This is a genomic window from Paenibacillus aceris (assembly GCF_017874035.1).
Classification (GTDB): Bacteria; Bacillota; Bacilli; order Paenibacillales; family NBRC-103111; genus Paenibacillus_E; species Paenibacillus_E aceris.
Genome location: NZ_JAGGKV010000010.1, coordinates 168,753 through 192,207 on the forward strand (window position 1 = coordinate 168,753; position 23,455 = coordinate 192,207).

Below are 23,455 nucleotides of genomic sequence, written 5' to 3' on the forward strand. Positions count from 1 at the left end.
GAAGGTCAGCAATGACCTGCTGGACAGTCTTTTTTGTCTGCTCGCAGATGGAGCGAATGGGACAGGGGGCGCGGCGGCGCGATCGAGCATTACCGCACTAGCTAAACTTCCTGCTGGGAGCCCTCAGCGCCGCTCCGAAAAAACCAACGATTAAACAAAAGTGAAAGCAGCAAAGTCGTGAATATGCTGATAAACGTCCAATACCAGCTCCAAGTATGATATTTAATCAGTTGGGTGCGCGTTTCGAGCAAAATTTCAATCAGAGTAATCGCTGCGGGAAACGACAGCACAAAGAGAAAGCGGGTCCACCCTTTTTTCACCTTCGGATAGTAAATATTCAAATAAACGGCAATAATCGGGTAGCCGATAAATTCAAACGTCAGGCTGGAATAATTGTAACGAAGCTCTCTTACCGGATATTCCAGCCAGTTGTTTTGCACAACGATAAGTCCCAGGATCCAGCTCAAAAACTGTTGAAATAGAAAAGCAACCTGCGCTTTACGACGGTTGCGTTTGGGCACAAGGAGCATTCCAATGACGGAAATCGCCCACACGGCTAAGATAATCATATGGTCTACCTTGACATTCATAACCGTCGTTCTACCCTTCCTTCTGTATCTTCCTTTGAAAAAACCATGACGCATATGTCCTTACCACATTTAAGACAATCCATAAGAGAATCATGTGTAAGAATATATTGAAATGAATATAATGCAGGATTTGCGTGTATCTAGAAATCAATATCAAATAGATCCCTGCCAGTAAGACGATCCGAACTTGATAAAAAGTCCTGATCGCAACAGACTTCTGACCTGGATAGTATAGAGCGAACAACGTTGAGATCAACGGAAAAAAGATATAGTTATTGGTGAAGTTGCTTCCGGAGGCCGAAGGAAATTCGCGGATCGGATTTTCAATGGCCTTCCACTCGACCAACAGCAAACTCATGATCCAGGTGATCATTTGGGTGAATAGGAATAATAGCACAGCTTCCCGAGTTCGATGCTTCGGTATCATGACCGGTATGAGAACGATACAAACAACCCAAATCACGATCAAAATAACTCGTTCCACTGTCATAGTTCTCAGCCTTTCTACAAAAAATGTCCTAATTCCCAATATGCCCGAATTGCTTCCATTTATCCCTGAAATAAGAAAAGAAGAGCCTCAACTTACAGCTCTTCAACATTTTTTTCCGCAGGATGCAGCGGTGCATCGTCGTTATTGTCACGAACGGTTTTTTGGAGCACAAAAGAAGACATGGTGAGAAATAAGGCGGTTACGGCGTAATACCCTTTTACGGAAAGCAGCTGTTCTAAATTAATAATGCCGATGAACATACCTAGCAGCGCAAGCGCGAAAGAACTCCAGGCCAAGAAGGTAAAGGCCGATGTATTTCGTTTGCGAGAATCGTAGCCGTCCTCTAAATTATCGCGAATGACCTTTTGCAAGACAAATGCCGACATCGTTAGGAATAAAGCACACACTGCAAAATAACCTTTTACACTCAGCGATTCTTCTAATGTGTATATACCTATGAACATGGCCAGGAAAGCGCCGAGAAAAGATGCCCATGCCATAAAAGTAAATGCCGCGGTATTCCGTCTCCGATTATTGAGTATCATCTCTGATAATCCTCCTGTGGCTGCTGCTGCAACCGTGTAGTATCTAGCTCTTGATACTTATTATAGGAGACGTAAATCATTCTAAATAGTACTATTTACCAATAGTACCCATCGATCTGCCTACGGAAGGAAGCAAGCCGTAAGAGCGTCGAAATGGTGATGGGAACCTCAATCGCAAATGGCCACACCTAACGCCATATGATTCCAGAAAGCCGTTTGAATGTGCTTGGCCTCCTCCTTCGTGCAATTGACGAGGACGACCACTTCCGTTCTCTTGCCTGGGGCTGCCGGTTTCTCGCCTTTCTTCTTTTTATGCAAAATATCAATAAGGACCCCGAGCATAAACCCCACAGCTGCGCCAATGAGCCCCCACAGGATAGCCCCGCCTTTTAATACAAAGCCATAAGTAGAGCCAATGACCGTGAAGGCTGTCGCCAAAGCAGTCCCGGCATCAAATAAACTAATGCCATCCGCCCCGTGGATACTGTCGAACATCGTAGGTTTGCTAGGTCGCTCAATTAACGGAACCGCATAAATATTTTCCTTGAGAATACCCGCTTCTTCAATAGCCGTAATTGCCAGCTCCAAATAAATTGAGTGTTCAAATGACGCTATGACATGCATGGTAACCTCCTCATTTTCGAAGCAATGATTTAGGAAACGGAAATTGTGGGGGCTGATAGCTTCTTTTCAACATTACAGCCTGTTCGTGATCAAACAACTTGTTATACTCGACTGTATTGACATAAGCATCATAAACGGCAAACCCATATATGGAAGGCAGAAAAAGAATCCAATGCATATCTAGAACGCTAGCGGCTCTGGATAAGTCCCAGTATAGGAGATAATGGATTCCCTCAAGTAAATGCGATAAATAGGAAACAACAATCCAGTTCACCAGGACGAAGAAAGCATTAATGATTCGATGCGTATACAACTGCCCCATCCCCGGCATCAGCAGGGACCAGACGACCGCCAGCCAAGGGGAGCGTTTATCCAGGTAGTTAATCTCCATGCCGGACATTTTGAATGATTCGACCGGTGCGTTTTCCCGCCTGGCAAGTAAATATTGATGGTTCAAATCCACAGAGGTGCGATAGCTATCATAGATAGAAAATAAATAAACAGGAGCGTAGAGAGACATCCAGCGGATGTTGAGCACTTCATTGGCTTTGTCGAATTGAGCGGTAAAGGTGTACACGATAGCTTCATTTAAATGCATTTGGCTGTTAATCAGCATCTCCCAACCAATGAGCATAAAGCCGCGAAAGTACTTGGATAGCAGCAAATGGCCAAAACCCGGAAAAGCCGCAGACCACCAAGCAATGATGTATGGATTCCGCAAATGGAGCTGAGTAATGCCTAATAAACTTACGAAAGCAATTTGACGACGTGGTTTCTGTAGCATGTGCAGCATCCTTATGAAGAATAAGTTTCCAGTTATTCTATTATCTTCGCTGGTGAGTAAGATATGCATTCCTTTGCGACAATTGTTTGCGCATAGACATACACCTATCTGGTTTGCTTGGAATATGGTAAAGAAAAAGTTAAAGTAGGCTCGGATCCGGTTCCTTGCTTACGAAAGAAAGTGAGGAATCCCCATGCAAATCCACGTTGTCCAGAGAGGACAGACGTTATATCGCATTTCGCAAACATATGGTGTATCTGTGGATACAATTGCAGCAGCCAACGAAATGACGCCCAGCCAATCACTGGTGATCGGACAGGCATTGGTTATTCCAATTGTAGGCTCGTACTATTGGGTGCAACCCGGAGAAAGCCTCTATTCGATCGCTCATAAGCTGGGCCTTGACCTCCACGTGCTTGCAACTACGAATGGACTCACGTTGTATCACCCACTGCCCGTTGGATTTCGTCTCTATCTCCCGCCAACTCCCCGTACGCAGGCAGAAGTAAATGCCTACTTGGAACCACGGGGGAGCGAAGTGTCGCCCGCTTTAATTCAAGCCTCTAGAGAAGCGGCCCCACATCTCACCTATTTAGCTCCCTTCTCCTTCCGCATTAAACGGGACGGCACTTTACAGCACCCGCCGCTCGATGATCTCCGAGGAATCGCCTCGCAGCATGGTACCACCTTGATGATGGTTGTAACCAACCTCGAGAAGGATCAGTTCAGCGCGGAGCTCGGGCATATTATTCTCACAGATGAAACCGTGCAGAACCGCCTGCTCCAAACCATTCTAACGACAGCTAAGGAGCTTGGCTTCAAGGATATTCACTTCGACATCGAGCATTTATATCCGAGTGATCGCGATGCGTACACCCGCTTCCTGCGGAAAGCGGCTGATCAGATTCATCAGCAAGGTTACCTGATGTCAACGGCGCTCGCGCCCAAAACAAGCGCAGCCCAAGCCGGTGAATGGTACTCCGCTCACGATTACAAAGCGCATGGTCAAATTGCTGACTTCGTCGTCATTATGACGTACGAATGGGGCTACAGCGGGGGTCCTCCCATGGCGGTCTCCCCCATCGGTCCCGTACGCAAAGTACTGGAGTATGCGGTTAGCGAAATGCCGGCTTCCAAAGTGATGATGGGTCAAAATTTGTACGGCTATGACTGGACGCTGCCCTTTGTCAAAGGCGGCCCCTTCGCCAAAGCCGTCTCCCCGCAAGCTGCGATTGATTTGGCGCGTAAGTACAATGCCCAAATCTTATACGATTACACAGCACAGGCTCCGCACTTCAACTATTGGGATGATGCCGGCAAGGAGCATACCGTCTGGTTCGAGGATGCCCGCTCCATTCAGGCGAAGTTCCGTCTATTGAAGGAACTTGGCTTACGGGGCATCAGTTACTGGAAGCTGGGGCTCAAATTTCCTCAGAACTGGCTGCTGCTTGAAGAAAATTTCAAAGTCGTCAAACGTGCTTAAGCGGTGGTGCAGTTGGTGCAGTTCGGTGAACTAACACCTTGTAGTTCCCATGCACGAAACATAAAAAGGATAGAGTGTCAGTGGCTATGACGACTCTATCCTTTTTTGCCGCTTGTTTACACACGGAAACGGTCAACCGCCTGTTGAAGCTGCCCTGCCATATCGGACAAGGTTCTGGAAGAGACTGAAATCTCCTCCATCATGGCGAGTTGTTCCTCATTGGCGGCCGCTGAATCCTGGCTCGCTGACGCTCCTATATTCGCAGAATCCGTAATTGGCTGTCCGGTGTTAAAATATGTTCTAAAAGCCGATCGTTCATGGTATGGACGTTGCTCCCTACTTCGTTGATCCAAGTTGTCGGCAAATAATCGCTTGCGTACATTAAAAAGTGAAGCATCATTTATCATCCCAAGGTTGAATTTGGGTACATATTGTGACAGCTATTCATTTCGTATCTTTCAATACCGATATTAAATAAGTTCCCTATTTTTTATTCACAACTTATTACGGAACGATATCGGAGGGATTAGATCGTGAAGTTAAGACACAGCAAGTGGTTAACCTTGGTATTCATCTTCATTTTAGCCAGTCAATCATTAGTCGTTGGAAACGCCTTTGCCGCCGAGGAGATTTCCAAACTTGTCCTGAACAAGAATGAGCTTGCTCTGCAAGTTGGAGATACCGCGAATCTGACGGCAACCGCCATTTTCGTAAGCGGCTCTACAGAGAATGCAACAGTCAAAACGGATTGGAATTCCGGCACGACAGATGTTGCTTCCGTCTATGCAGGTGTAGTAACGGCCAAAAAAGAAGGGAAAGCCGTCATTACCGCTACCTATATGGGCAAAACCGAAATCGTGAATGTCACCGTAAGCAAAAAAGTAAAATCGTTAACCACAAACAAGCGGTCTCTCGAGCTGCGTCTTAATGCAACAGAACAGCTTGCAATCAACGCTTATTACGATGATGGCACATCCGAGGATGTGACGAGTAGAGCGGACTATACCGTAGATACAAGTTCGATCGCAACTGTGACAAATGGTTTGGTGAAGGGACAAAATCCCGGCAGTACAACCGTAACCATCAAATACATGAATCAATCTCTGACCCTCGATGTCGATGTTGAGGTTGTCCGTCGTATTGACGCTGAGAAAGCAAGCGTATCCTTACTGCTGAATGGCACGGAAGATATTAAAATTATGGCAACTTATCCGAACGGCGACATTGCCGACGTATCCGAAAAAGTTGTCTGGACAACTGATAAAGCCAAAGTCGCCGATGCCATCAAGGGCAAGGTTACGGGCTACAGTGTGGGAACGGCCAACCTGACAGCAACATACGGCACCAAATCTACAACGATTACCGTTGACGTGGATAGCACGCTCAAGCTCGAATTGGATAAACAAAACATCCTTTTGAAGAAAAATGCGACCGGCGCACTGAAGCTGACCGCGACGTATGCCGATGGAAAAATAGAAGATATTACAGATCGCGCTGAATGGGCGTCCAGTGACGAGAATATCGTCCAGGTTTCGAAAGGTAAGCTCTCTGCTTTAGCCATTGGAGAGGCGACAATCTATGCGAAATACGGTGAAAAAACAGTCACGGCGGACGTGGACGTGGAAATTCCGCGCCGATTGGTTGTAGATACCGATCTTGTTTCCTTACAAACGGGTCAGGAGCAGCTTCTGGTTCTGCGCGCTACCTATGCCGACGGCACAAGCGCAGTCGTAACGGACAGTGCTGATTGGAGCGTGGATGATGAGAATGTTGCTTTTGTCATTAAAGGAAAAATCACAACATACAAAGCCGGTACCGCCACGGTAACTGCGAAGTACGGCGGCAAAACAACGACAACCAAAGTTGAAGTCGATGTCCCAACAGTGATCAAACCAAGCAAAAAAATCGTGAATTTACAAATTGGCGGCTCCGACAAAGTTACGCTAATGGCCTCTTTCAAGGACGGAAGAGAAATCGATGTCACGAACAAGGCCGAGTGGACAACCAGCTCCAAAGATATTGCCGAGGCACGTAGCGGCGACATCTCAGGTCTTGCAACCGGTGCAGCGACCATTACCGCGAAATATGGCACACGCACGGCAGTCATTCAAGTATCGGTAGGCGTCTTGAAGAGCTTAACGGTCAGCCAAGAGAAACTGATTATGAAAAAAGGCGATACGGTTGCGTTGAACGTCGAAGCCCTTTATACGGATGATACGAAGAAAGATGTTACCTCCGACGTAATTTGGACCAGCAGTAATGCAAAAGCAGCCACGGTTGACAGCGGAAAAGTGAAAGCTATTGCTTCCGGGGAAACGACGCTGACTGCTCAGCTGGATAACAAAACAGTAACGGTTGCCGTTCAGGTCGATATGGCAAGCGACCTGACGGCCAGTGTGCCTAATCTGGTTTTTGACATGAATGAAACACGTTCTATCGTTCTTACCGCGACCGATTCCTCAGGCGCAGCTCGCAATGTCACGGCTGATGCCGAGTGGAAAACAAGCAATAGCGCCATTGTCTTAGTGTCCAAAGGGGTCGTTACCCCGGTATCCCGAGGAAAAGCTACAATCACGGCTACCTACGGCGGTAAAAGTGTATCCATCCCGGTTGAGATCGGTGTTGTTGCGGGACTCGTGGCAGATAAGTCTTTCATCGTGACAAAAAGCGGCGACCAAGTCCAGGTGAAATTAACGGCGACACTTTCTAACGGCACAACCAAAGATGTCACCGGAGATGCCACATGGAAAGTGAGCGCCTATAAGCTGGGTACCGTAACGAATGGACTTTTCACGGCTACAGGTTCAGGGAAAACAACGATTACCGGATCCTTCGGCGGCAAAATGGTCGCGATTCCGGTGGAAATCGATTCACTGAAATATTTGAAAACCGATGTCGTCAAAATCGAGTTAAAAGAAGGCAGCACGGCCAAGGTTGAAGCTCTCGCTACTTACACGGACGGATCGGAAGAAGATGTCACGAAGCCAGCCTTATGGACCTCGTCGAATATTATGATCGCAGATGTGAAAGACGGTATCATCAAAGCAACCGGCAAAGGGACTGCAAGAATTACAGTTACGTACTCCAATATGAAAACAACCGTTCAAGTGACGGTGACCAAATAAATCATAGGCTATTCCAAAAGTAGAAGGATCTGCTTGCGGATAGCCTCTTTTTAATGCATAACACTCGCCTGCTTTCCATGTTTTGTACTATACTAAAAAGGTAATTATTTGCTTAGGAGAGGATTGATGAGATGTTCGGAAGAGTAGCAGCAGACATTCTGGGGTTAAGTGACGTAGGTTCGGTAATCAAGCCTGAAAATTACGACAAGGTCGATGCCGATGATTATGTCCTGCATGAGGATAACGAGAAGATTTTCTTTTTGATTAAGTCCAAATCGGATGAGTACTGCTTCACGAACCAAGCGTTGATTCATCTTGACGGCACAAGCGCCGTAAGCAAGAAACGAGTGCTGCACCGCTACCCTTACAGCAAGTATGCCATTTCACAGGTATCTTTGGAAACGGCAGGCACTGTGGATCTCGATGTGGAAATTAAATTCGCGCTCGGCCCCGTCAATTTCTCGATTGATGTGCACAAAAAGCATATTGAAGAGCTGAAAGACCTGTATAAGGCACTGTTTAAAATCTCCGAAATTACACAGGAAAATGAACACTTCCTTGATTATGCGAAGCAAAGCATCGAGCTTGCTGCTTCCACATTAAACCGTACGACAAAGTCGGAGGCGCAGCATTTATCGGAGGAATTCAAGCAAGTAAATCAAGGAGCTTTCGACTGGCTCGTAAGCACACATAAGACGTACAAGGTGAAGGATTTCGGCTTTGTCTTTGAGAAATTCATTAATCAATAAAATACCCTAACGGTGTATACATAAGTTTTCGTACATAGGGGAATATATCCATACCTGCATTTACAGACAACTATTGCACAAGTGCTTGGAGGTATGGAACATGTTACCCCGTTTTATGAAGTTGGCTTTGATTTCATTTCTGTGCATAACCGCCCTGCTCGGGGCTCATCATTATCGCATGCATCCGCATAACCAACAAACGATTACGAGAGCTGAAAGCTGGGAAGCGGCCAAGCAAGGCTCACCCACTTTTTTTCACACGAATCCTTTCGGCATGCCGGGTGCAGACGCAAGGCTGCAGATGACTACGGATATGAATCAACATGCCGCGGCATATGGACTTACACCGCCGACATCCATGAAGGCCTTAATGGTCCATACACAGGAGAAAGCAGATAAGGGCTGGACCGGATGGAATTACATCGGGCTTCTGGGACTGCTTGGCCTGCTTGGAATCAGAGGCCGATCGGAGTCTTCTTACTCGGAATAAGCTATTAAAGGAGCATGGTTCCCCTTATCTTGGGAAGCCGGCTCCTTTTCATTTATATCACCTCTCAAACAAAAGTTTTGTCATTGGACATTTGTTTGTCATTACGATAAACTAGAGATAGTCAACGATCGAAAGGAGCCACTTCATGGATCGTGAACAGCAAATTTTAGCGCTCATTCGTCAAAATCCATTCATTTCTCAACATGAAATGGCCAGCATCATCGGCATCTCCCGATCCGCCGTAGCCGGCTACATCGCTGCCCTGACCAAAAAAGGGACGATCCGCGGACGGGCTTATGTGACATCCGATGAGAATACGGTCATGTGTATCGGCGGTGCGAATCTGGACAGTAAAGCCACCAGCAAGCAGGCCATTCGGCTCGCCTCTTCGAATCCGGTCAGAGTGACGGAATCTTGCGGCGGAGTTGCCCGTAACATCGCGGAGACGCTGGCTGGACTGGCATGCCAGACCGCACTGCTCACCGTTGTAGGCGACGATAAGGCAGGCCAGTGGGTGCTGGAGGAAACGCGAAAACGCGGCGTTGACGTCAGTCAAGCTATTGTTCTCCAAGGCGAGAACACCGGGACGTATACGGCGCTGCTCGATGCGACGGGCGAAATGTTCCTCGCTTTTGCGAACATGGACATTTACGATAAATGCACACCGGCCCTGCTTCGGGACAAATGGCCGCATGTCGCCTCAGCCAAGCTCGTCATTGCCGACACGAATCTACCCGCTGAGACGCTCGGAGAATTGATTGATCGGTGCAGGGAAGAAAGCCTTCCATTATTCATCGATCCTGTGTCTTCGGAAAAAGCCAAAAAGCTTCCGCAAGAACTGCGCGGTGTGACGGCGATTTTCCCCAATCTCGAAGAAGCTTGCCAGCTCGCCGGGATCACCCCCGGCAGCAGCAACGATTACAGCATGATTGCAGGCGCGATCCGCGAACGAGGCGTCCGTCACGTTTTTATTACGCTTGGCAGTCAAGGCGTCATGTACGCCGGCGAGGAAGGCGAGCGGCTCTTCAAACCTATTCCCACCAAAGTCGTGGAGGTCACAGGCGCAGGCGATGCTTTTGTCGCCGGTATTGCTTACGGTGTCATGAGGCAATCCACCTATATGGACTCCTGCAACTATGGACTCGCTGCTTCCCATATTACGCTCCAAACCGATCAATCTGTCGCGAGCGAGCTGACGGAAGACCGGCTGCAACAAACACTACTTCACCTGACAAAAGGAGACGAATCGCTATCATGAATACAACTTACTTAACGTTTACCGATGAAGTTAAAGAGGCTTTGGCAAACAATAAACCTGTCGTTGCGCTGGAGACCACCATCATCTCCCACGGAATGCCTTACCCGCAAAACATAGAAATGGCCAAAAAAGTCGAACAGATCATCCGCGATAACGGTGCGGTTCCTGCAACGATTGGGATTATGGACGGCAAAATCAAGATCGGCTTAAACGAGCAGGAGCTCGAAGCATTTGCGACGAACCCTCATGTAGAAAAAGTCAGCCGCCGCGACTTCCCGTACATCCTCTCGTCAGGCCAAATCGGCGCGACGACGGTTGCTGCCACAATGATCGGCGCTGCGCTGGCGGGCATCGAAGTATTCGCAACCGGCGGCATCGGCGGCGTTCATCGCGAAGGCGAAGTGACCATGGACGTCTCCGCCGATTTGACCGAACTGGCACAAACGAACGTTGCCGTTGTCTGCGCAGGCGTGAAGTCGATTCTCGATATCGGCCGCACGCTCGAGTACTTGGAAACCCACGGCGTTCCCGTGGTTGGTTACAAAACGAGCGAGTTCCCGTCCTTCTACGCCCGCGAAAGCGGCTACGGCGTGGACTTCCGCCTCGATGAGGCTGCCGAGGTTGCGGCTATGCTCCGCACGAAGTGGGAGCTGGGCCTTGCCGGCGGCGCCATCATCGCCAATCCGGTCCCTGCGGAATCCGCCATGGACCATGTCGAGATCGAAGGCTTCATCCAGCAGGCGCTGTCTGAAGCCAAAGAGCAGAACGTGACCGGTAAAAAGGTCACGCCATTCCTGCTAGCGCGCATCAAACAGCTGACCGAAGGCCGCAGCTTGGAGACAAACATCGCGCTCGTGTACCACAATGCGGAAACCGCCGCGAGGATCGCGGTTGCGCTGAAGAACTAAATCTGTATACCCCAACCCTCCATTTCCACGGTTATTGTGGAAATGGAGGGTTTTTAAAATCGCTGCTCGCGCACATGCAAAAAGTGCAGCAAAATTGCCCGCGATCGTCATTTACTCACGGGGAATTTGCTGCACTTTTTGCCGTTATATATTCAGTGGGCTCTACTCGCTGACCCAGAGCGTTTTCTGCGCAAACGGGGTGCGCTCCGCTCTAGGAGGAGCCATGTCCGGGTAGCCGATGTAGACGAAGCCGACTAGCTCCTCCTTCGCGGCGAGGCCGAAAGCTTCGCGCATTTTCGGATGATAGGTTGGCGCGCCTGTCCGCCAGATCGTACCCAGACCCAGCGAGTGCGCGGTCAGCATCATATTCTGTACCGCTGAGTGCGCAGCAGCGTACTCCTCCACCTCAGGCACGATCGCGTGTGCCGTTGGGGTTACCGCCACGGCGATAACTACCGGCGCGCGAAACGCTTTTTTCTCCTGAGCGCTTTTCAGCTTAGCCAGCTCTTCCTTGGACAGAGCGGGATCTGCTTCTGCCGCCGCCACTTCGGCATAACCTTTCCCCAGCAGTCCGCGACCTTCTCCCGTCATGACCCAAAACCGCCACGGCTCGGTATGACAATGGTTCGGCGCCCACGTACCCGCTTCCAAAATCTCTTCAATCAGCGCTTTATCGACGGGATCTTGCTTGACCTTGCCAATACTGCGCCGACTGCGAATCGCTTCTTTTACGTCCATGCTTTTGCCACTCCACTCATTAAATTCTATTTTGACTTCCCTAGCCTTTTTTCGCTTCTTCTTCCACAGATTGTTTCTCTCATGTGCAAGTCCACTCAACTACTTTTCTTCCTACTCTAAGTCTATTGTGACATGAGTGATGATGCAACCACAAACATACAGATCTCTTTAAAATAATAAAAACCTAGCCTGCGGCTAGGTCCTTGTCTAAACCCAATATGGGGAACTCCATTCCCTTATTTAAGCGAAAAGCGGTATTTGGAAGGTTTGAGAGAACTATAGGCTCTTATTCCACCTCACATCGTCCAAATATATGTCAAATGGGGAAATAGCGGATCCTAGTTCCTTCTCCCTCAAGGATCTTTTGGGGAATATAGCGGCCTGTAGTTCCCCAATAACATAGAGATTCTATAATGATAAAAAATTCTTAACGACTGCAACTTTCGCGGAGTCTTTTGAGTCTATCATATAGGTATGAAATTTTATTTGTCCTTTCACATGTCAGCTGTTATTAGGCATTGCCGCGCGTTTTAGCACTCTATTGCCTAGACTGCCAAGAATTTGACAATGACACTTTCTATCAGGCAAGATATAGTTATAGCAACAGAACGACGCATACTAGATTGCTAGGATCCTACTAGATCAATTAAATTTCTAATTTCTTATAAAACTTTTCATCCCTAGGAGGTACTAACCGAATGAAAAAACTTACAATGATCGCCACAGCTGCTATGGCTTTTTCTTTGTTCACTTCTGCAGCACTTACTCATCCTGCTTCCGCGGCGGGCAAGACCAGCACAGATTTTACGGATCTAAGCGGAATCGATGCTTCTTTGAAAGCCAAAATTGATGCCATGCTCGCAGCCAATATCTTCGAAGGCGTGTCCGAAGACACATTCGGCATCACAGAAAATATGACGCGCGCACAGTTTGCAAAAGTGGCAACTCTCATTTACGACATTCCAGTCGATTCTACTGTTAAGGTGTCCAGCTTCACTGACGTTCATGCGGACGATGCTGCGAACGGTTGGGCCATTCCTTACATCGAAGCTGCGAAAAAAGCGGGTCTTATCGACGGTGTGACCGATACGACTTTCGTTCCTGGCGACTCCGTAACGGCGGGTCAACTCGACACTTTGCTTCTTAAAGGCCTTGGCAAAAAAGTCAGTGTAACGGGTTCACCTTGGTACTCCGATGCCGTGAAACAAGCAACTGAGCTTGGCATTCATCCTGCTGGCAAATCCGGCGATCAACTAGCCAACCGCGCTGACCTTGTTCAAAGCTCCTATACAGCTCAGCAAGCTTTCGACAATCAAACGCTCATTTCTGTCACGAAAGTTCAGGCTTCATCCGATAATAAACAGGTTCAAGTTTCTCTAAATAAAAAAGTAGACACTGCGAAAGCAACCTTAACGCTAAAAAATGGTACTACTACGGTTCCTGCCACAACTTCATGGTCTACGGATGGCCTCACAGCAACGCTGACTATCGATGCTGCACTTGCCGCGGGTGATTACACTGTAACGCTTGGTGGCCTAGATGCTTCTACTATCCAAACAGCTACAGGAAGCTTCAGCGTAGCTGCAACGAACACAGGAAATGTTACAATTCCTGGTAACTACACGCTACCTGCTGTTATTGACAGTGGCATAACGTCCTCAGCAACGGGTTCGATCACCAAAGCAATCGCAGAAGATCCGACCAAAAGTAAATTGGCTAAGGAAATCGAAATTAAAGTGACCGCGGCAAATGGAGACGTTGTTGCAACTCCTGGAATTGTTCAATCCGTGTTCTCTTCCAATTCCGGTGTTGCTAAAGTTGGTGTATCTTCAGACCACCGTGCCTATGTGATTGGTAACAAGGCTGGAACAGCAGATGTTACTGTAACGGTTCAGATTGGAAGCGGCGAAGCGAAGCAATTGCACGTTACTGTGACTGTCACGAATGACGCCGTTATAACCAAAGAGATCAAAGCAAAAGAAACCTCAATTACACAAAAAATGTCGGTTGTCGGCAGCACGTACGAAGCTGACTTCAACGCATACACTGAGATGGATCTGCTTCTAACCGACGCCTCTGGTATCGAATATAAGGAAACAGACATTGGCGATTACAATTTTGCCTTGGGCACAGTTTTCTCCATCAATCATATTGAAGGAGATCCGGCTTCCCAAGTTGGAACCGTAACGGTTGACGAAGATGGCCAAGTTCATGCGGTAGGCAACGTGACGTCCTTCGAATTGACAGCTGTTGCCCCATCCGGTCAAAAAGCTACAAGCTATGTGACTCTGACTCGCTAATCTGTAAAATGCAGACCAAGAAGGCTATCTCTAGAGTAGTTAATCTACTTTAGGGGTAGCCTTTTTTCATGCTTTATATCGTGCATTTGCGCAGATAAAGGCAACATGCACCATTGTGCCTATCTCACATATATTGCTATTGCGCACTCAATTTCCCAAGAAAAGGGGCTTTTCGATGTACGACTATCCCGCTTACTACTACCGTCAACAGCCGGTATATCCGCATCCCCCAACTGCATACCTCAATTATCAACCTTATTACTCCCCCTACGAAAGCTGGGACCGCACTACTGCAATGGGTCATAACCCATACGAGCATCGTGATTATCCGGCTATCGATTCGAAAATACTTTCTCAATCACTGACGGCCTCGCAGCATTTGCTCAAGGACGCTTCACTCGTCATTCAAAAGTTGGCTGATCCTGCCATCTCCCACGAATTAATGAAGTACGCCCAACAGGGCAATCAAAAAGAAGTGGATCGCATCATCCACTCCTTCGGCTCCAAATCATTAATTGTGACCAGTTATTCGCCAAGCGCCGTCAAGTTTGCAATTGATCCCCATACGGATGGTATGCCATGCTGTGAAGTTACCTTAATGCTGAAATGGGGGCAATAAGGACAATTAATCCCCACCAAAAAATGTCCTTATCGTACGTCGAGAGCATCCCAAATCGGCCACACCGTTCCGATCCATTGTGCTATAACGACAAGAAGCAGCCAGTAAACGATATAATAAATATCTACGCTAGAGTAAGTTGAAAGATAGTAGTAGGTCCGCTTTGTGTGTGTTGAAAAACGCTTCGCTTCCATTGCCACAGCCGTTCGGTGGGCGCGGCGTATGCTTTGGGCAAGCAGAGGGATGGCATACATGCGCAGCGTCGTATACCAGCCCGTTAGCCAATTGCGCCGCTTCTTGCCCCGTACCTTAAGCGCATAGCGCAGTGTTTGGAATTCCTCTACGACAAGGGGCAGCATGCGGAGGGCAGCTAGGAAGCTGTAGGCGTACTTCGGCGCCACCTTCCACTGCTGCATCATCGCATAAAAAAGAGCAACCGGACGAGTGGTTAAGCTGAACAGAAGCCCCACCGCCGCGACCTGTAGGCCGCGAAAACCGAGATGTAGGCCACGGTAGAAGCTCTCCTCTGTAATTCGAACGAAACCCAGCCGAAACCACAGCGTTTCACCGCTGCCGAACATCATCATCCCCGCCGCTGAAGAGAGGAAAATGAGCAGGAACGGCGAAGCATACAGCAGCAGACGCCTAACCGGCTGGCCGGAAAACAGGAACAGCGGCACCAGCGTACCGGCTGTTAGATACATCATTGTATTCAGATTATGCGTGAATACGACAAGAACAAACAGAAGCAAAGACAGGACAAGCTTCACACCCGGATTCACCCGATGCAACCAAGTTTCACGATATGTGAACGTTATTTGCATACCAACTTATCCCCCTTCTCTGGCGAGTGCGACAAGAGGCGAAGACATCTCTGTCGGCAGCTCTTTCACGCAGCCGTTTTCAACATGCCAAACGCGCGTAGCGCAGCGTTTGACGATTTCCTCATCGTGAGTCACCATCACGATAACCGTCCCGCCTGTGCGCAGCCGTTCCAGCTGCTCTAGCATGCGCATCGTGCCGCGCGCGTCGAGCCCGAATGTGGGCTCATCCAGCAGCAGGATGCGCGGCCCGCGCACCAACGCGGTGGCCACGCTTAAGCGCCGCTTCTGGCCCATCGAGAGCTGGAACGGATGCTGCTTGCGCAGCTCAAGCAGGTCGTACTGCCGCAGCAGCTCCTCCATCGCGGCCTGCTGCGCGCCTCTTTCCTTCGCCTCCACCTCCGGCAAGGAGTAGAGCAGTTCTTCCTCCACCGAATTCGTCACGAATTGGAATTCAGGGTTTTGAAACACGAAGCCGACTTGCTCCGCAAGCTGCTCGATTTTGCTGCCCTTCACACCCTCGATCCAGCAGCTGCCCTGCGTCGGAATGAGCCGCATGATGGCCAGCAGGAGCGAGCTTTTGCCAGCACCGTTAGCGCCGGTGACGGTAATCCAATCGCCGGGATAGACGCTTAAGTTATCCACAGAGGTCTTGATCTGTCCGCCGCGAATACCGGCAAAATCGCGAAAAGACATTACCGGCTGCCTTCCAGTAAGCATCGCACTAGCAGCAGCACTTTCCGCTTCGCGCCGAGTGTGACAGTCTTCCCAAACGCCGGGATACCAAATGCCGTAGTCGGCAAGCTGCTTTTTATACGTTTCAAACACAGATCGAGGCGATCCATCGGCGAGCATTTCCCCGTCTGCGGAGATGACAATCAGGCGGTCGATGAGGTCGAGAATGCCGCTAATTTTATGCTCTACAATGACCAAAGTCTTGTCAGCGCCAATGGACCGGATGGTCTCCCAGACAAGCCCTGTGCCCTCTTCATCCAACAGCGCCGTAGGCTCATCCAGAAACAGCACTTCCGGCTCTAATGCCAGAACACTCGCAATCGCCAGACGCTGCTTCATGCCTTGCGACAACTGACCGATTGGCGTATGGGTATCATCAAGCCGCAGCCCCACCAAATGTAAATAATGGGCAATTCGCGCCGGCATTTCCTCGCGGGGAACCTGCCTATTTTCCAAGACAAAAGCAATTTCTTCATCCACATACGGCATGCAGAACTGTGCGTCAGGATCTTGAAACACATAACCCCACCGGCTGGGTGTGACAATGCTATCTGCCTTAAGAGGGATCTCAATTATATCGGGCACAATCCCGCTCAATACTTGAAGCAGAGTAGATTTGCCGCAACCGCTTGGGCCGAGCAACAGAACCTTCTCCCCTGGCTTCACCGAAAAGGAAACCCCCTGAAATAACAGGGGGGCCTCATCTCCGGGATATTTTAACCTCAGATTGGTAACGCTGATTTTCTCGCTCATTCCCATTACCCCAACACGTCGTAATCTTTCTTCGAGACGGGACGAACCAGACTAAGGACTCCGGTGCGAGCCAGTGCTCCAGCCAAGTAATAGGCAAAAACACCTGCAATAATCGCAGAGCCCGCAAGGCGGAGTCCAATAAACAGGCAGTAGTTCCAGAACGTTAGCTGATCAATATAGCCATAGTATTTATCTACGAATAGTGAAAGCACTGCAGAAGCGAAAGATGCAAGAACCGTTACGCCCACATTCGCACGACGATATAGAAATAACGCAAAAATCAGCTCTGCACCAAGCCCCTGAAGAATACCGTAAACCAGCGTCGACACACCCCATGATCCTCCGAAAAGCGCCTCAATCGTCGCAGCCGCTACTTCCGCCAACAAGGCGACCCCGGGCTTGCGAATGACAAGGAAGGCAAACGTAGCCGCCATGAACCACATGCCGTAACTTAACTGCTCCGCGTGTAGACCCAGAGGTTTTAAAATATCGTACATCGGGCCCCATATGCGATAAATCACCCCAAATACCGCCGCGATCACGATCGTGACCAAGATATCGGTCAGTTTTAAACCTTTTGTCCCTGTTTGTTTCTGTGCCATCTGTTCCTCCAACTCCTTTTCTTAATACAAATTTGTAAAATGAGATAGGCGAACACGACAAAAAAAGCCCACCGGGATGCGGCAGGCATAAAATTAGTGCAGAAAGGCACTCAAATTCTCTACGCTGGCATTACCCAGATCAGATTAACGGTCAGCGGCATAGGGCCACTATCTCAGCCTGACTTCATCAAGCACCCGTGTTGCTTATTCATTTGGCTTAACTGTAGCGGATTCACCGGTATTTGGCAATGCTTTTTTACAGAGAATCTTTACATAGGATTTGACTTATTGTCCATAACGAAACTACAATATGTAGTGTACGAAAAGATTTTAATAATAAAGGAGCTTATACCAAATGGACCATTCCACGCTGCAAAACGGATCGAATGTTGTTGCTATTTTGCTTTATATAGGGCTAGCCCTTTTCATTTTGGCCATTATTGGCTACGTACTCGCCGCGAAGGCGAAAAAAGCGAACACAAGCAAGCTGAAAAAGGCCGAGAAGCAGGCCCTGCAGCAAAAGCAGAAAACGTGGCTGATTCTCTCTCATACGCTTGTAATTTTGGCGGTTTGCTCTTTGGGAACTTCCCTGATCCAATCTTCTTCCAACAAATACAGCGTAGAAAAGCTTAATTATAATGCCCCTATTCAGGTCACGACGGATAAGGATTACGGGCGCGGCCATGACGAAGGCATGCTGACGTACGAGATGAAAATCCCTACCTCAGGGACGCACAGTCCGCATGACTTGAAGTTCGGCTTTTACAAAGAAAGACCGACTTATGCCATGCTTGTCCATAATTTAGAGCACGGCGATATAATCATCTATTACCACCCCGATGCGCCTAAAGAGCTGCTGGATCGACTCGACTATCTGAGCCATTTCAAAAAAGCGGGAGCCGGTGTATTGGCTGTGGCAAATCCCGATGTGCCCAGCGATATGGAAGTGGTCGTAACCGCTTGGACCAAAACGATGCAGCTTCCGAAGTTTGACGAAGCCAGCGTAGGTACCTTCATCTATCAGAACATCGATAAAGGACCTGAGCAAATTCCGTCCGAAGTGCGTCGCGGCGGCGGCACGATGTAAGCGTCGGAGATCATTTTAAGACACATTCCCGTTACTTGCGTACGGTTTCACGGTCGGACACCAAATCTGTCGGTACTAGGCCGGTCAGCCGTCTGAAAACACGATAGAAATAGGACGGATCATTGTACCCGATAAAATCGGATATTTCCGTAACCGTCAAGGCGGAATGCTTGAGCATGTAAACGGCTGTTTTGATCCTGGCAGCGTGTACGAATTCACTGATCGTCTGGCCGGTCACTTTACGAAATAAGGTTGCTGCATAATTCGGCGATCTGTTAATGCAGGCTCCCAGCTCATCCTTGGTGACATGCTCCCGGTAGTGGTTCTGGATATACCCCTTCATGCTCTCAACTAACAAAAGAGTGGCACTAGTTGCAGCTTCATGATCCCACTCTCGATGCAGATAAACGAACAGCTCTGTTAGCAGCGCTTCACACAGCGTTTGATAATAGGGCTGTTTGTCTTGCCATTGCTGATGGATGTGGCGCAGCCGGTCAACAATAAGTTCATATTTGTTTGTGATCCGGCTTGCTGCGTTGGACAGCCTTAGCAGTGGGAATGACTCTTGGGTTTCACCAGGCACAAACTGTACGACATATTTTTCGTGCAGCATCGTTGGAACACTTCTTCCGTAAAAGGGAATATTACTCGGAATAAGCAGCCACTGCCCTTTCTCCAACACTTGCTTCTTATCATTTATCCAATAGACACAGCGGCCGTAAGTCACAAGTACGAGCGTCCAATCGGGGCACCCCTGCTGTGCTTCTCCGTACCAATTGCTGCTTTTATCATAGGCATAGCTCGTTACCTTCATCTTCCATCACCTGTATACCATAGTACATATAGCATACTATATTTCATGGAACTTTGTCGAAATAAGGCATATAATGAAGCCAAAATTGATTCGTCCTAAACGAAAGGAAGTCCTGAACAATGCGTAAAACGAAAATCATTTGCACAATGGGACCTGCTTGCGATTCCGTCCCGACTTTAAAGGAATTAATTCGCTCCGGCATGAGTGTTGCCCGGTTAAATATGGCGCATGGCGATTTGGATGAGCATCGCGGCCGCATTCAACGCGTACGTCAAGCGGCTAAGGAGCTTGGTGTTGTCGTTCCGATCCTGATGGATATCAAAGGACCGGAAATCCGCATCGGCCAACTCAAAGATGCTTCTTATGATTTGAAAAGCGGCGATCGCATCGTCCTGACGACAGAACAAATCATCGGCGATGGCAACCGCGTTTCCGTCAATTATCCCGGCCTCCCGCAGGATGTACAGCCTGGCAATCTTGTCCTCATTGATGACGGGTCTATTGAGCTTCGCGTTGAAGCGATTGATGGAACGGAAGTCATTTGCAGCGTCTTGAATCAAAGCGTTCTGAAACAGCGCAAAGGCGTTAACTTGCCGGGTGTACGCACATCTCTGCCGGGTGTAACTGAGCGTGACGTGATGCACATTAAATTCGGTGTCGAAGAGAACATCTCCATTATCGCGATGTCCTTCGTCCGTAACGGGAACGATGTTCAGGAAGTTCGCGGTATTCTAGAGCAGCATGGCGCAGGCAATACGCCGATTGTTTCAAAAATTGAGAACGAAGAAGGCATGACGAACTTCGCTGCAATTCTTGAAGCTTCCGACGGCATCATGGTTGCGCGTGGCGATCTTGGGGTGGAAATTCCGACGGAGGAAGTTCCTATAGCGCAAAAAGATATGATCCGCGCCTGTAATTTAGCCGGCAAACCGGTAATTACAGCGACGCAAATGCTAGATTCGATGCAGCGGAATCCGCGTCCGACGCGTGCTGAAGTGAGCGACGTTGCGAACGCCGTGCTTGACGGCAGCGACATGGTCATGCTGTCCGGCGAAACTGCCGCAGGCAAGTATCCCGTCGAGTCTGTGACGATGATGGCGACGATTGCCGAACGTGTCGAGCAAACGATGGAGCGCAGCTCCTTGATCGACGCACAGCTGCAGTCGAACAACGAAGTGACGGAAGTACTGTGCCAAGCGGTTGTATCCTCCGCAAACAAACTGAAAGCTGCGGCGATCCTGACGCCGACGGAAAGCGGCTTTACAGCTCGTATGATCGCTAAGTATCGTCCGGAGGCGCCGATTATCGCGGTAACTTCCAATGAGTACGCGATCAACCTGCTTAGCATGGTTCAGGGCGTGATCCCGATCCATGGCGAGTTCTGTGAGTCGACCGATGCGATGATTCGCTCGGCTATCGGACATGCGGAAACACTTGGCTATGTGAAAAAAGGCGACCTTACTGTCGTTTCCGCCGGGGTTCCGGTTGGGAAATCCGGTACGACGAACCTGTTGAAGGTTGAGCGGGTTTAGGACGGTTTTATATAGACTGTATAGAGAAAAAGACACCTTCTTGGTGTCTTTTTCTCTATTTTATCGCCTGAAACCACCGCTAGCAGTCAAAATCGCCTGTATGCTTTACAGTAAATGCTGTACGGCGGCTAGGTAGACTGCTGTTTTTTCTGGGCAGACTAACTAGACTGTTCGTCTTTCCTTTCTTCTTACTTCGCACATGTAACGGGAGGACCTCATGATTATCCGACTAGGATTCGTATCGATCGCAATCGCGATTTTCAATAATACCCCCAGCTCGACATTTACCTACAAGCTTTTTTCTCAGCGCCCGTATGAGGAAGCCCTCCAGCGGGCGATCGACATCGGACGTAAAAACCTCGAAGCGACGCAGCGCATCCTCTATTACAATGCCGCTCATGGCATTCGTTTGTTTCGCCTCTCCTCGTCGCTCATTCCACTGGCGACGCACCCCGATGTGCAGATTGACGTGACCAACGAATATAAGGACGAGCTCAAGAAGCTCGGCGACTTCGCAAAGGCTCAGGACATTCGCCTGAGCATGCATCCAAACCAGTTCACACTGCTTAATGGGAGTGACTCGGTCGTGGCGGCAGCGATTCAGGATCTGCGCTATCACGGAGCGATTCTCGACGGAATGGGGTTGGATGAATCCGCGATCATCAACATTCACGTAGGTGGCGTGTACGGAGACAAAGCAGCCGCGACAGAGCGACTGTATGCAAAGATCCCTGAGGTGCCAGAACATATTATGCGGCGGCTCACCTTCGAGAATGACGACAAAACCTACACGCTGGAGGAAACCCTAGCCGTGAGTCAAAAGCTGCAGCGCCCCTGCATGCTGGACTTGCACCATGATTGGTGCAATCCCTCGAAAGCCACGCCTCAGGAGCTGCTGCCGGAGATTGCGAAGACATGGGGAGATATCCCAATGAAAATCCACGTCTCCTCTCCGAAATCCCCAAGGGATACGAAGGAGTTCCGCTCCCATGCCGACTACATTGAGCCGGATCAGCTCGTCGCTTTTCTGAAAAGCTGCAAGGAAGCCGGTCTTGACCGCGTGGACGTCATGATCGAGGCGAAGATGAAGGATCTCTCCTTGTTCCGGCTCGCTGAACAGCTCGGCAAGATTCGCGGCATCAAGCGCATCGATGGTGGTGTTTTGGAATGGTAAGGCAACCAAACAACCGTAGAACTAAGCGAATCTTGCTTGGGTTTACGGTCTTTTTTTGACGGAGATGGCGGGAGATGAATCTTAGAGGAACCACAGGGCGCTATTTGAGCAAAATTGACGATTCCTGGTGATTGAGGGAACTAGATGGCTCTATTTGCCCAATGAATGCCTATATTTAGGCTGATTTGGATTTGGCAAAATAGAGGACTGTCGTTCTCTTCAAATGGCGAGGTTATCGCTTTCGGGAAGAATAGAGGATCATAGTTCCTTCTAAGTTCCTAGCGGTTCTCCCCCATCCGTTGCCGATAGCAAATTCAGCTAAGTAACCGTGCCGCCAGTCGCCACTATCAACGAATCGTCTTATCCTTGTTGTCCAGCGGGACCGTATGCATATGCTCCTGGCTCTTCACATGCTTCAAGGCATTGATTTCCCCTCCGATAATGATGAGCAGGGCAGAAATATAGAACCACGTCATAAGTACGATAATTCCCCCTACACTCCCATAAGTGGCGCTGTAATTCGTAAAATTATTTACATAGAAGGAGAAGCCCAGCCCTGTCCCCTGCCAGCCTAGGGAGGCGAAGAAGGCGCCGGGAAGCACACTTTTACACGTTAAGCAGGTATTAGGAGCTATGTAATAAATGCCTGTAAAAACAATGAACAGAATGATAAAGTTCGCGATCCAGCGAAGATTGTTCCAAATGTTGACAGTCGTAGTCGCCATATGGATATGCGCTTGCACCCAGTCCCCAATCCAATGCCCGAACACGCTCAGCAGCAGCGCGGAGGCAATGACGATAAGCATGCCTAAGGTCAGCATGACAGCCAGAAATCGCGAATGAATGAAGCTTTTGCGCTCCGGCAGGCCGTAAGCTTTGTTCACGGCGATCACGATCGCATTCATCGCGGCGCTAGCGCTGACCAAGGCGAGGATTAACCCGAAGGACAGCGTTCCGCCCCTTTTTACATCGAGCAGATTGGTCAAGGTTTCCTCAAGCCAGCCGGATACGGCCCCGGGTATATAGTCTTTGATCAACGCCACGACATCGTCCGAAGAGAAAGGCAGATACCCGAGCAGGCTCAATATAAAGAGCAGAAACGGAAACAGCGACAGCAGGAAATAGTACGCGCACTGCGCAGCCAGCCCCGTGGCATCGTGCTTTTGGAATTGCTGCCAGAGCAATTTCAAGTTAGATATAACCATACAGAGAGTTATCCTTTCAATGCTCAAGA

Annotated in this window: 22 protein-coding genes, 1 pseudogene and 1 riboswitch; of the genes and pseudogenes, 11 read left to right on the forward strand and 12 right to left on the reverse strand. The window is 49.1% G+C overall.

All coding sequences use genetic code 11. From position 1 onward, the window contains the following. Positions 1–101: 101 nt before the first annotated feature. From J2Z65_RS19430 to J2Z65_RS19450, 6 genes and pseudogenes are all read right to left on the reverse strand, one after another. Positions 102–590 carry a CBO0543 family protein gene (locus J2Z65_RS19430; RefSeq protein WP_167053002.1) on the reverse strand — a complete coding sequence of 163 codons (489 nt, stop codon included), beginning with the start codon at positions 588–590 and terminating at the stop codon, positions 102–104. A 10-nt stretch (positions 591–600) separates the two neighbouring features. Continuing rightward, positions 601–1,080, reverse strand: a complete 480-nt coding sequence (locus tag J2Z65_RS19435) for a CBO0543 family protein (RefSeq protein ID WP_167053004.1) — start codon at positions 1,078–1,080, stop codon at positions 601–603. A gap of 92 nt (positions 1,081–1,172) precedes the next feature. Beyond that, positions 1,173–1,376, reverse strand: coding sequence for a YiaA/YiaB family inner membrane protein (locus tag J2Z65_RS35350; RefSeq protein WP_275690997.1), 204 nt, complete (start codon positions 1,374–1,376; stop codon positions 1,173–1,175). A gap of 42 nt (positions 1,377–1,418) precedes the next feature. After that, a pseudogene (locus J2Z65_RS35710) lies at positions 1,419–1,625 on the reverse strand (YiaA/YiaB family inner membrane protein); the annotation flags it as partial. Positions 1,626–1,793: 168 nt separating this feature from the next. Then, positions 1,794–2,249, reverse strand: coding sequence for a hypothetical protein (locus J2Z65_RS19445; protein ID WP_205300887.1), 456 nt, complete (start codon positions 2,247–2,249; stop codon positions 1,794–1,796). A gap of 10 nt (positions 2,250–2,259) precedes the next feature. Continuing rightward, complete coding sequence (locus tag J2Z65_RS19450; protein ID WP_240159491.1) at positions 2,260–3,033, reverse strand: hypothetical protein; 774 nt, start codon at positions 3,031–3,033, stop codon at positions 2,260–2,262. Between the two features lie 193 nt (positions 3,034–3,226). Here J2Z65_RS19450 and J2Z65_RS19455 point away from each other — a divergent pair, with 193 nt between their 5' ends. From J2Z65_RS19455 to J2Z65_RS19480, 6 genes are all read left to right on the forward strand, one after another. Then, a complete protein-coding gene (locus tag J2Z65_RS19455) occupies positions 3,227–4,516 on the forward strand; it encodes a glycoside hydrolase family 18 protein (RefSeq protein WP_167053008.1) in 1,290 nt (429 codons plus the stop codon). A 533-nt stretch (positions 4,517–5,049) separates the two neighbouring features. After that, the gene (locus J2Z65_RS19460) at positions 5,050–7,641 is read left to right on the forward strand and encodes an Ig-like domain-containing protein (protein ID WP_167053011.1); all 2,592 of its coding nucleotides are present in this window, start codon (positions 5,050–5,052) and stop codon (positions 7,639–7,641) included. 131 nt (positions 7,642–7,772) lie between these two features. Continuing rightward, a complete protein-coding gene (locus J2Z65_RS19465) occupies positions 7,773–8,390 on the forward strand; it encodes a PH domain-containing protein (protein WP_167053013.1) in 618 nt (205 codons plus the stop codon). A gap of 100 nt (positions 8,391–8,490) precedes the next feature. Continuing rightward, entirely contained in the window at positions 8,491–8,880 is a 390-nt protein-coding gene (locus J2Z65_RS19470) for a hypothetical protein (protein ID WP_167053015.1), read from the forward strand. Between the two features lie 145 nt (positions 8,881–9,025). Further along, positions 9,026–10,138, forward strand: a complete 1,113-nt coding sequence (locus tag J2Z65_RS19475; RefSeq protein WP_167053017.1) for a carbohydrate kinase — start codon at positions 9,026–9,028, stop codon at positions 10,136–10,138. Next, a complete protein-coding gene (locus J2Z65_RS19480) occupies positions 10,135–11,046 on the forward strand; it encodes a pseudouridine-5'-phosphate glycosidase (protein ID WP_167053020.1) in 912 nt (303 codons plus the stop codon). Before J2Z65_RS19475 ends, J2Z65_RS19480 begins: the two co-directional genes overlap by 4 nt. 162 nt (positions 11,047–11,208) lie before the next feature. Here J2Z65_RS19480 and J2Z65_RS19485 read toward each other — a convergent pair whose 3' ends face one another. Continuing rightward, positions 11,209–11,784: a nitroreductase family protein gene (locus J2Z65_RS19485; RefSeq protein ID WP_167053183.1), complete on the reverse strand. Its 576-nt coding sequence runs from the start codon at positions 11,782–11,784 to the stop codon at positions 11,209–11,211. 698 nt (positions 11,785–12,482) lie between these two features. On the opposite strand from J2Z65_RS19485, the gene J2Z65_RS19490 reads away from it, so the two are divergent. Continuing rightward, a complete protein-coding gene (locus tag J2Z65_RS19490) occupies positions 12,483–14,084 on the forward strand; it encodes an S-layer homology domain-containing protein (RefSeq protein WP_167053022.1) in 1,602 nt (533 codons plus the stop codon). Between the two features lie 175 nt (positions 14,085–14,259). After that, positions 14,260–14,703 carry a YuzC family spore coat inner layer protein gene (locus tag J2Z65_RS19495; RefSeq protein ID WP_167053024.1) on the forward strand — a complete coding sequence of 148 codons (444 nt, stop codon included), beginning with the start codon at positions 14,260–14,262 and terminating at the stop codon, positions 14,701–14,703. A 29-nt stretch (positions 14,704–14,732) separates the two neighbouring features. Here the strand turns inward: J2Z65_RS19495 and J2Z65_RS19500 are convergent, their stop codons facing one another. Genes J2Z65_RS19500 through J2Z65_RS19510 form a run of 3 tightly spaced genes read right to left on the reverse strand, consistent with a single transcriptional unit; the run spans position 14,733 to position 17,614 of the window. Further along, complete coding sequence (locus J2Z65_RS19500; protein WP_167053026.1) at positions 14,733–15,527, reverse strand: energy-coupling factor transporter transmembrane component T family protein; 795 nt, start codon at positions 15,525–15,527, stop codon at positions 14,733–14,735. Between the two features lie 6 nt (positions 15,528–15,533). Continuing rightward, positions 15,534–17,012, reverse strand: a complete 1,479-nt coding sequence (locus J2Z65_RS19505; RefSeq protein ID WP_167053028.1) for an ABC transporter ATP-binding protein — start codon at positions 17,010–17,012, stop codon at positions 15,534–15,536. A 5-nt stretch (positions 17,013–17,017) separates the two neighbouring features. Further along, positions 17,018–17,614 (reverse strand): ECF transporter S component, encoded by a 597-nt coding sequence (locus J2Z65_RS19510; RefSeq protein WP_167053030.1) that lies wholly within the window; start codon positions 17,612–17,614, stop codon positions 17,018–17,020. 98 nt (positions 17,615–17,712) lie between these two features. Then, positions 17,713–17,823, reverse strand: a riboswitch (TPP riboswitch). A gap of 146 nt (positions 17,824–17,969) precedes the next feature. On the opposite strand from J2Z65_RS19510, the gene J2Z65_RS19515 reads away from it, so the two are divergent. After that, positions 17,970–18,701, forward strand: a complete 732-nt coding sequence (locus J2Z65_RS19515) for a DUF3105 domain-containing protein (protein ID WP_167053032.1) — start codon at positions 17,970–17,972, stop codon at positions 18,699–18,701. A gap of 31 nt (positions 18,702–18,732) precedes the next feature. Here the strand turns inward: J2Z65_RS19515 and J2Z65_RS19520 are convergent, their stop codons facing one another. Further along, complete coding sequence (locus J2Z65_RS19520; protein WP_167053034.1) at positions 18,733–19,515, reverse strand: AraC family transcriptional regulator; 783 nt, start codon at positions 19,513–19,515, stop codon at positions 18,733–18,735. Between the two features lie 119 nt (positions 19,516–19,634). Between J2Z65_RS19520 and pyk the strand changes: the two genes are divergently transcribed. Further along, positions 19,635–21,047: a pyruvate kinase gene (gene pyk / locus J2Z65_RS19525; protein ID WP_167053036.1), complete on the forward strand. Its 1,413-nt coding sequence runs from the start codon at positions 19,635–19,637 to the stop codon at positions 21,045–21,047. Between the two features lie 217 nt (positions 21,048–21,264). Continuing rightward, positions 21,265–22,221, forward strand: a complete 957-nt coding sequence (uvsE, locus tag J2Z65_RS19530) for a UV DNA damage repair endonuclease UvsE (RefSeq protein ID WP_167053038.1) — start codon at positions 21,265–21,267, stop codon at positions 22,219–22,221. A gap of 347 nt (positions 22,222–22,568) precedes the next feature. On the opposite strand, the gene J2Z65_RS19535 is transcribed toward uvsE, so the two are convergent. Continuing rightward, positions 22,569–23,426, reverse strand: a complete 858-nt coding sequence (locus tag J2Z65_RS19535; protein WP_167053040.1) for a YihY/virulence factor BrkB family protein — start codon at positions 23,424–23,426, stop codon at positions 22,569–22,571. Positions 23,427–23,455: the final 29 nt, after the last annotated feature.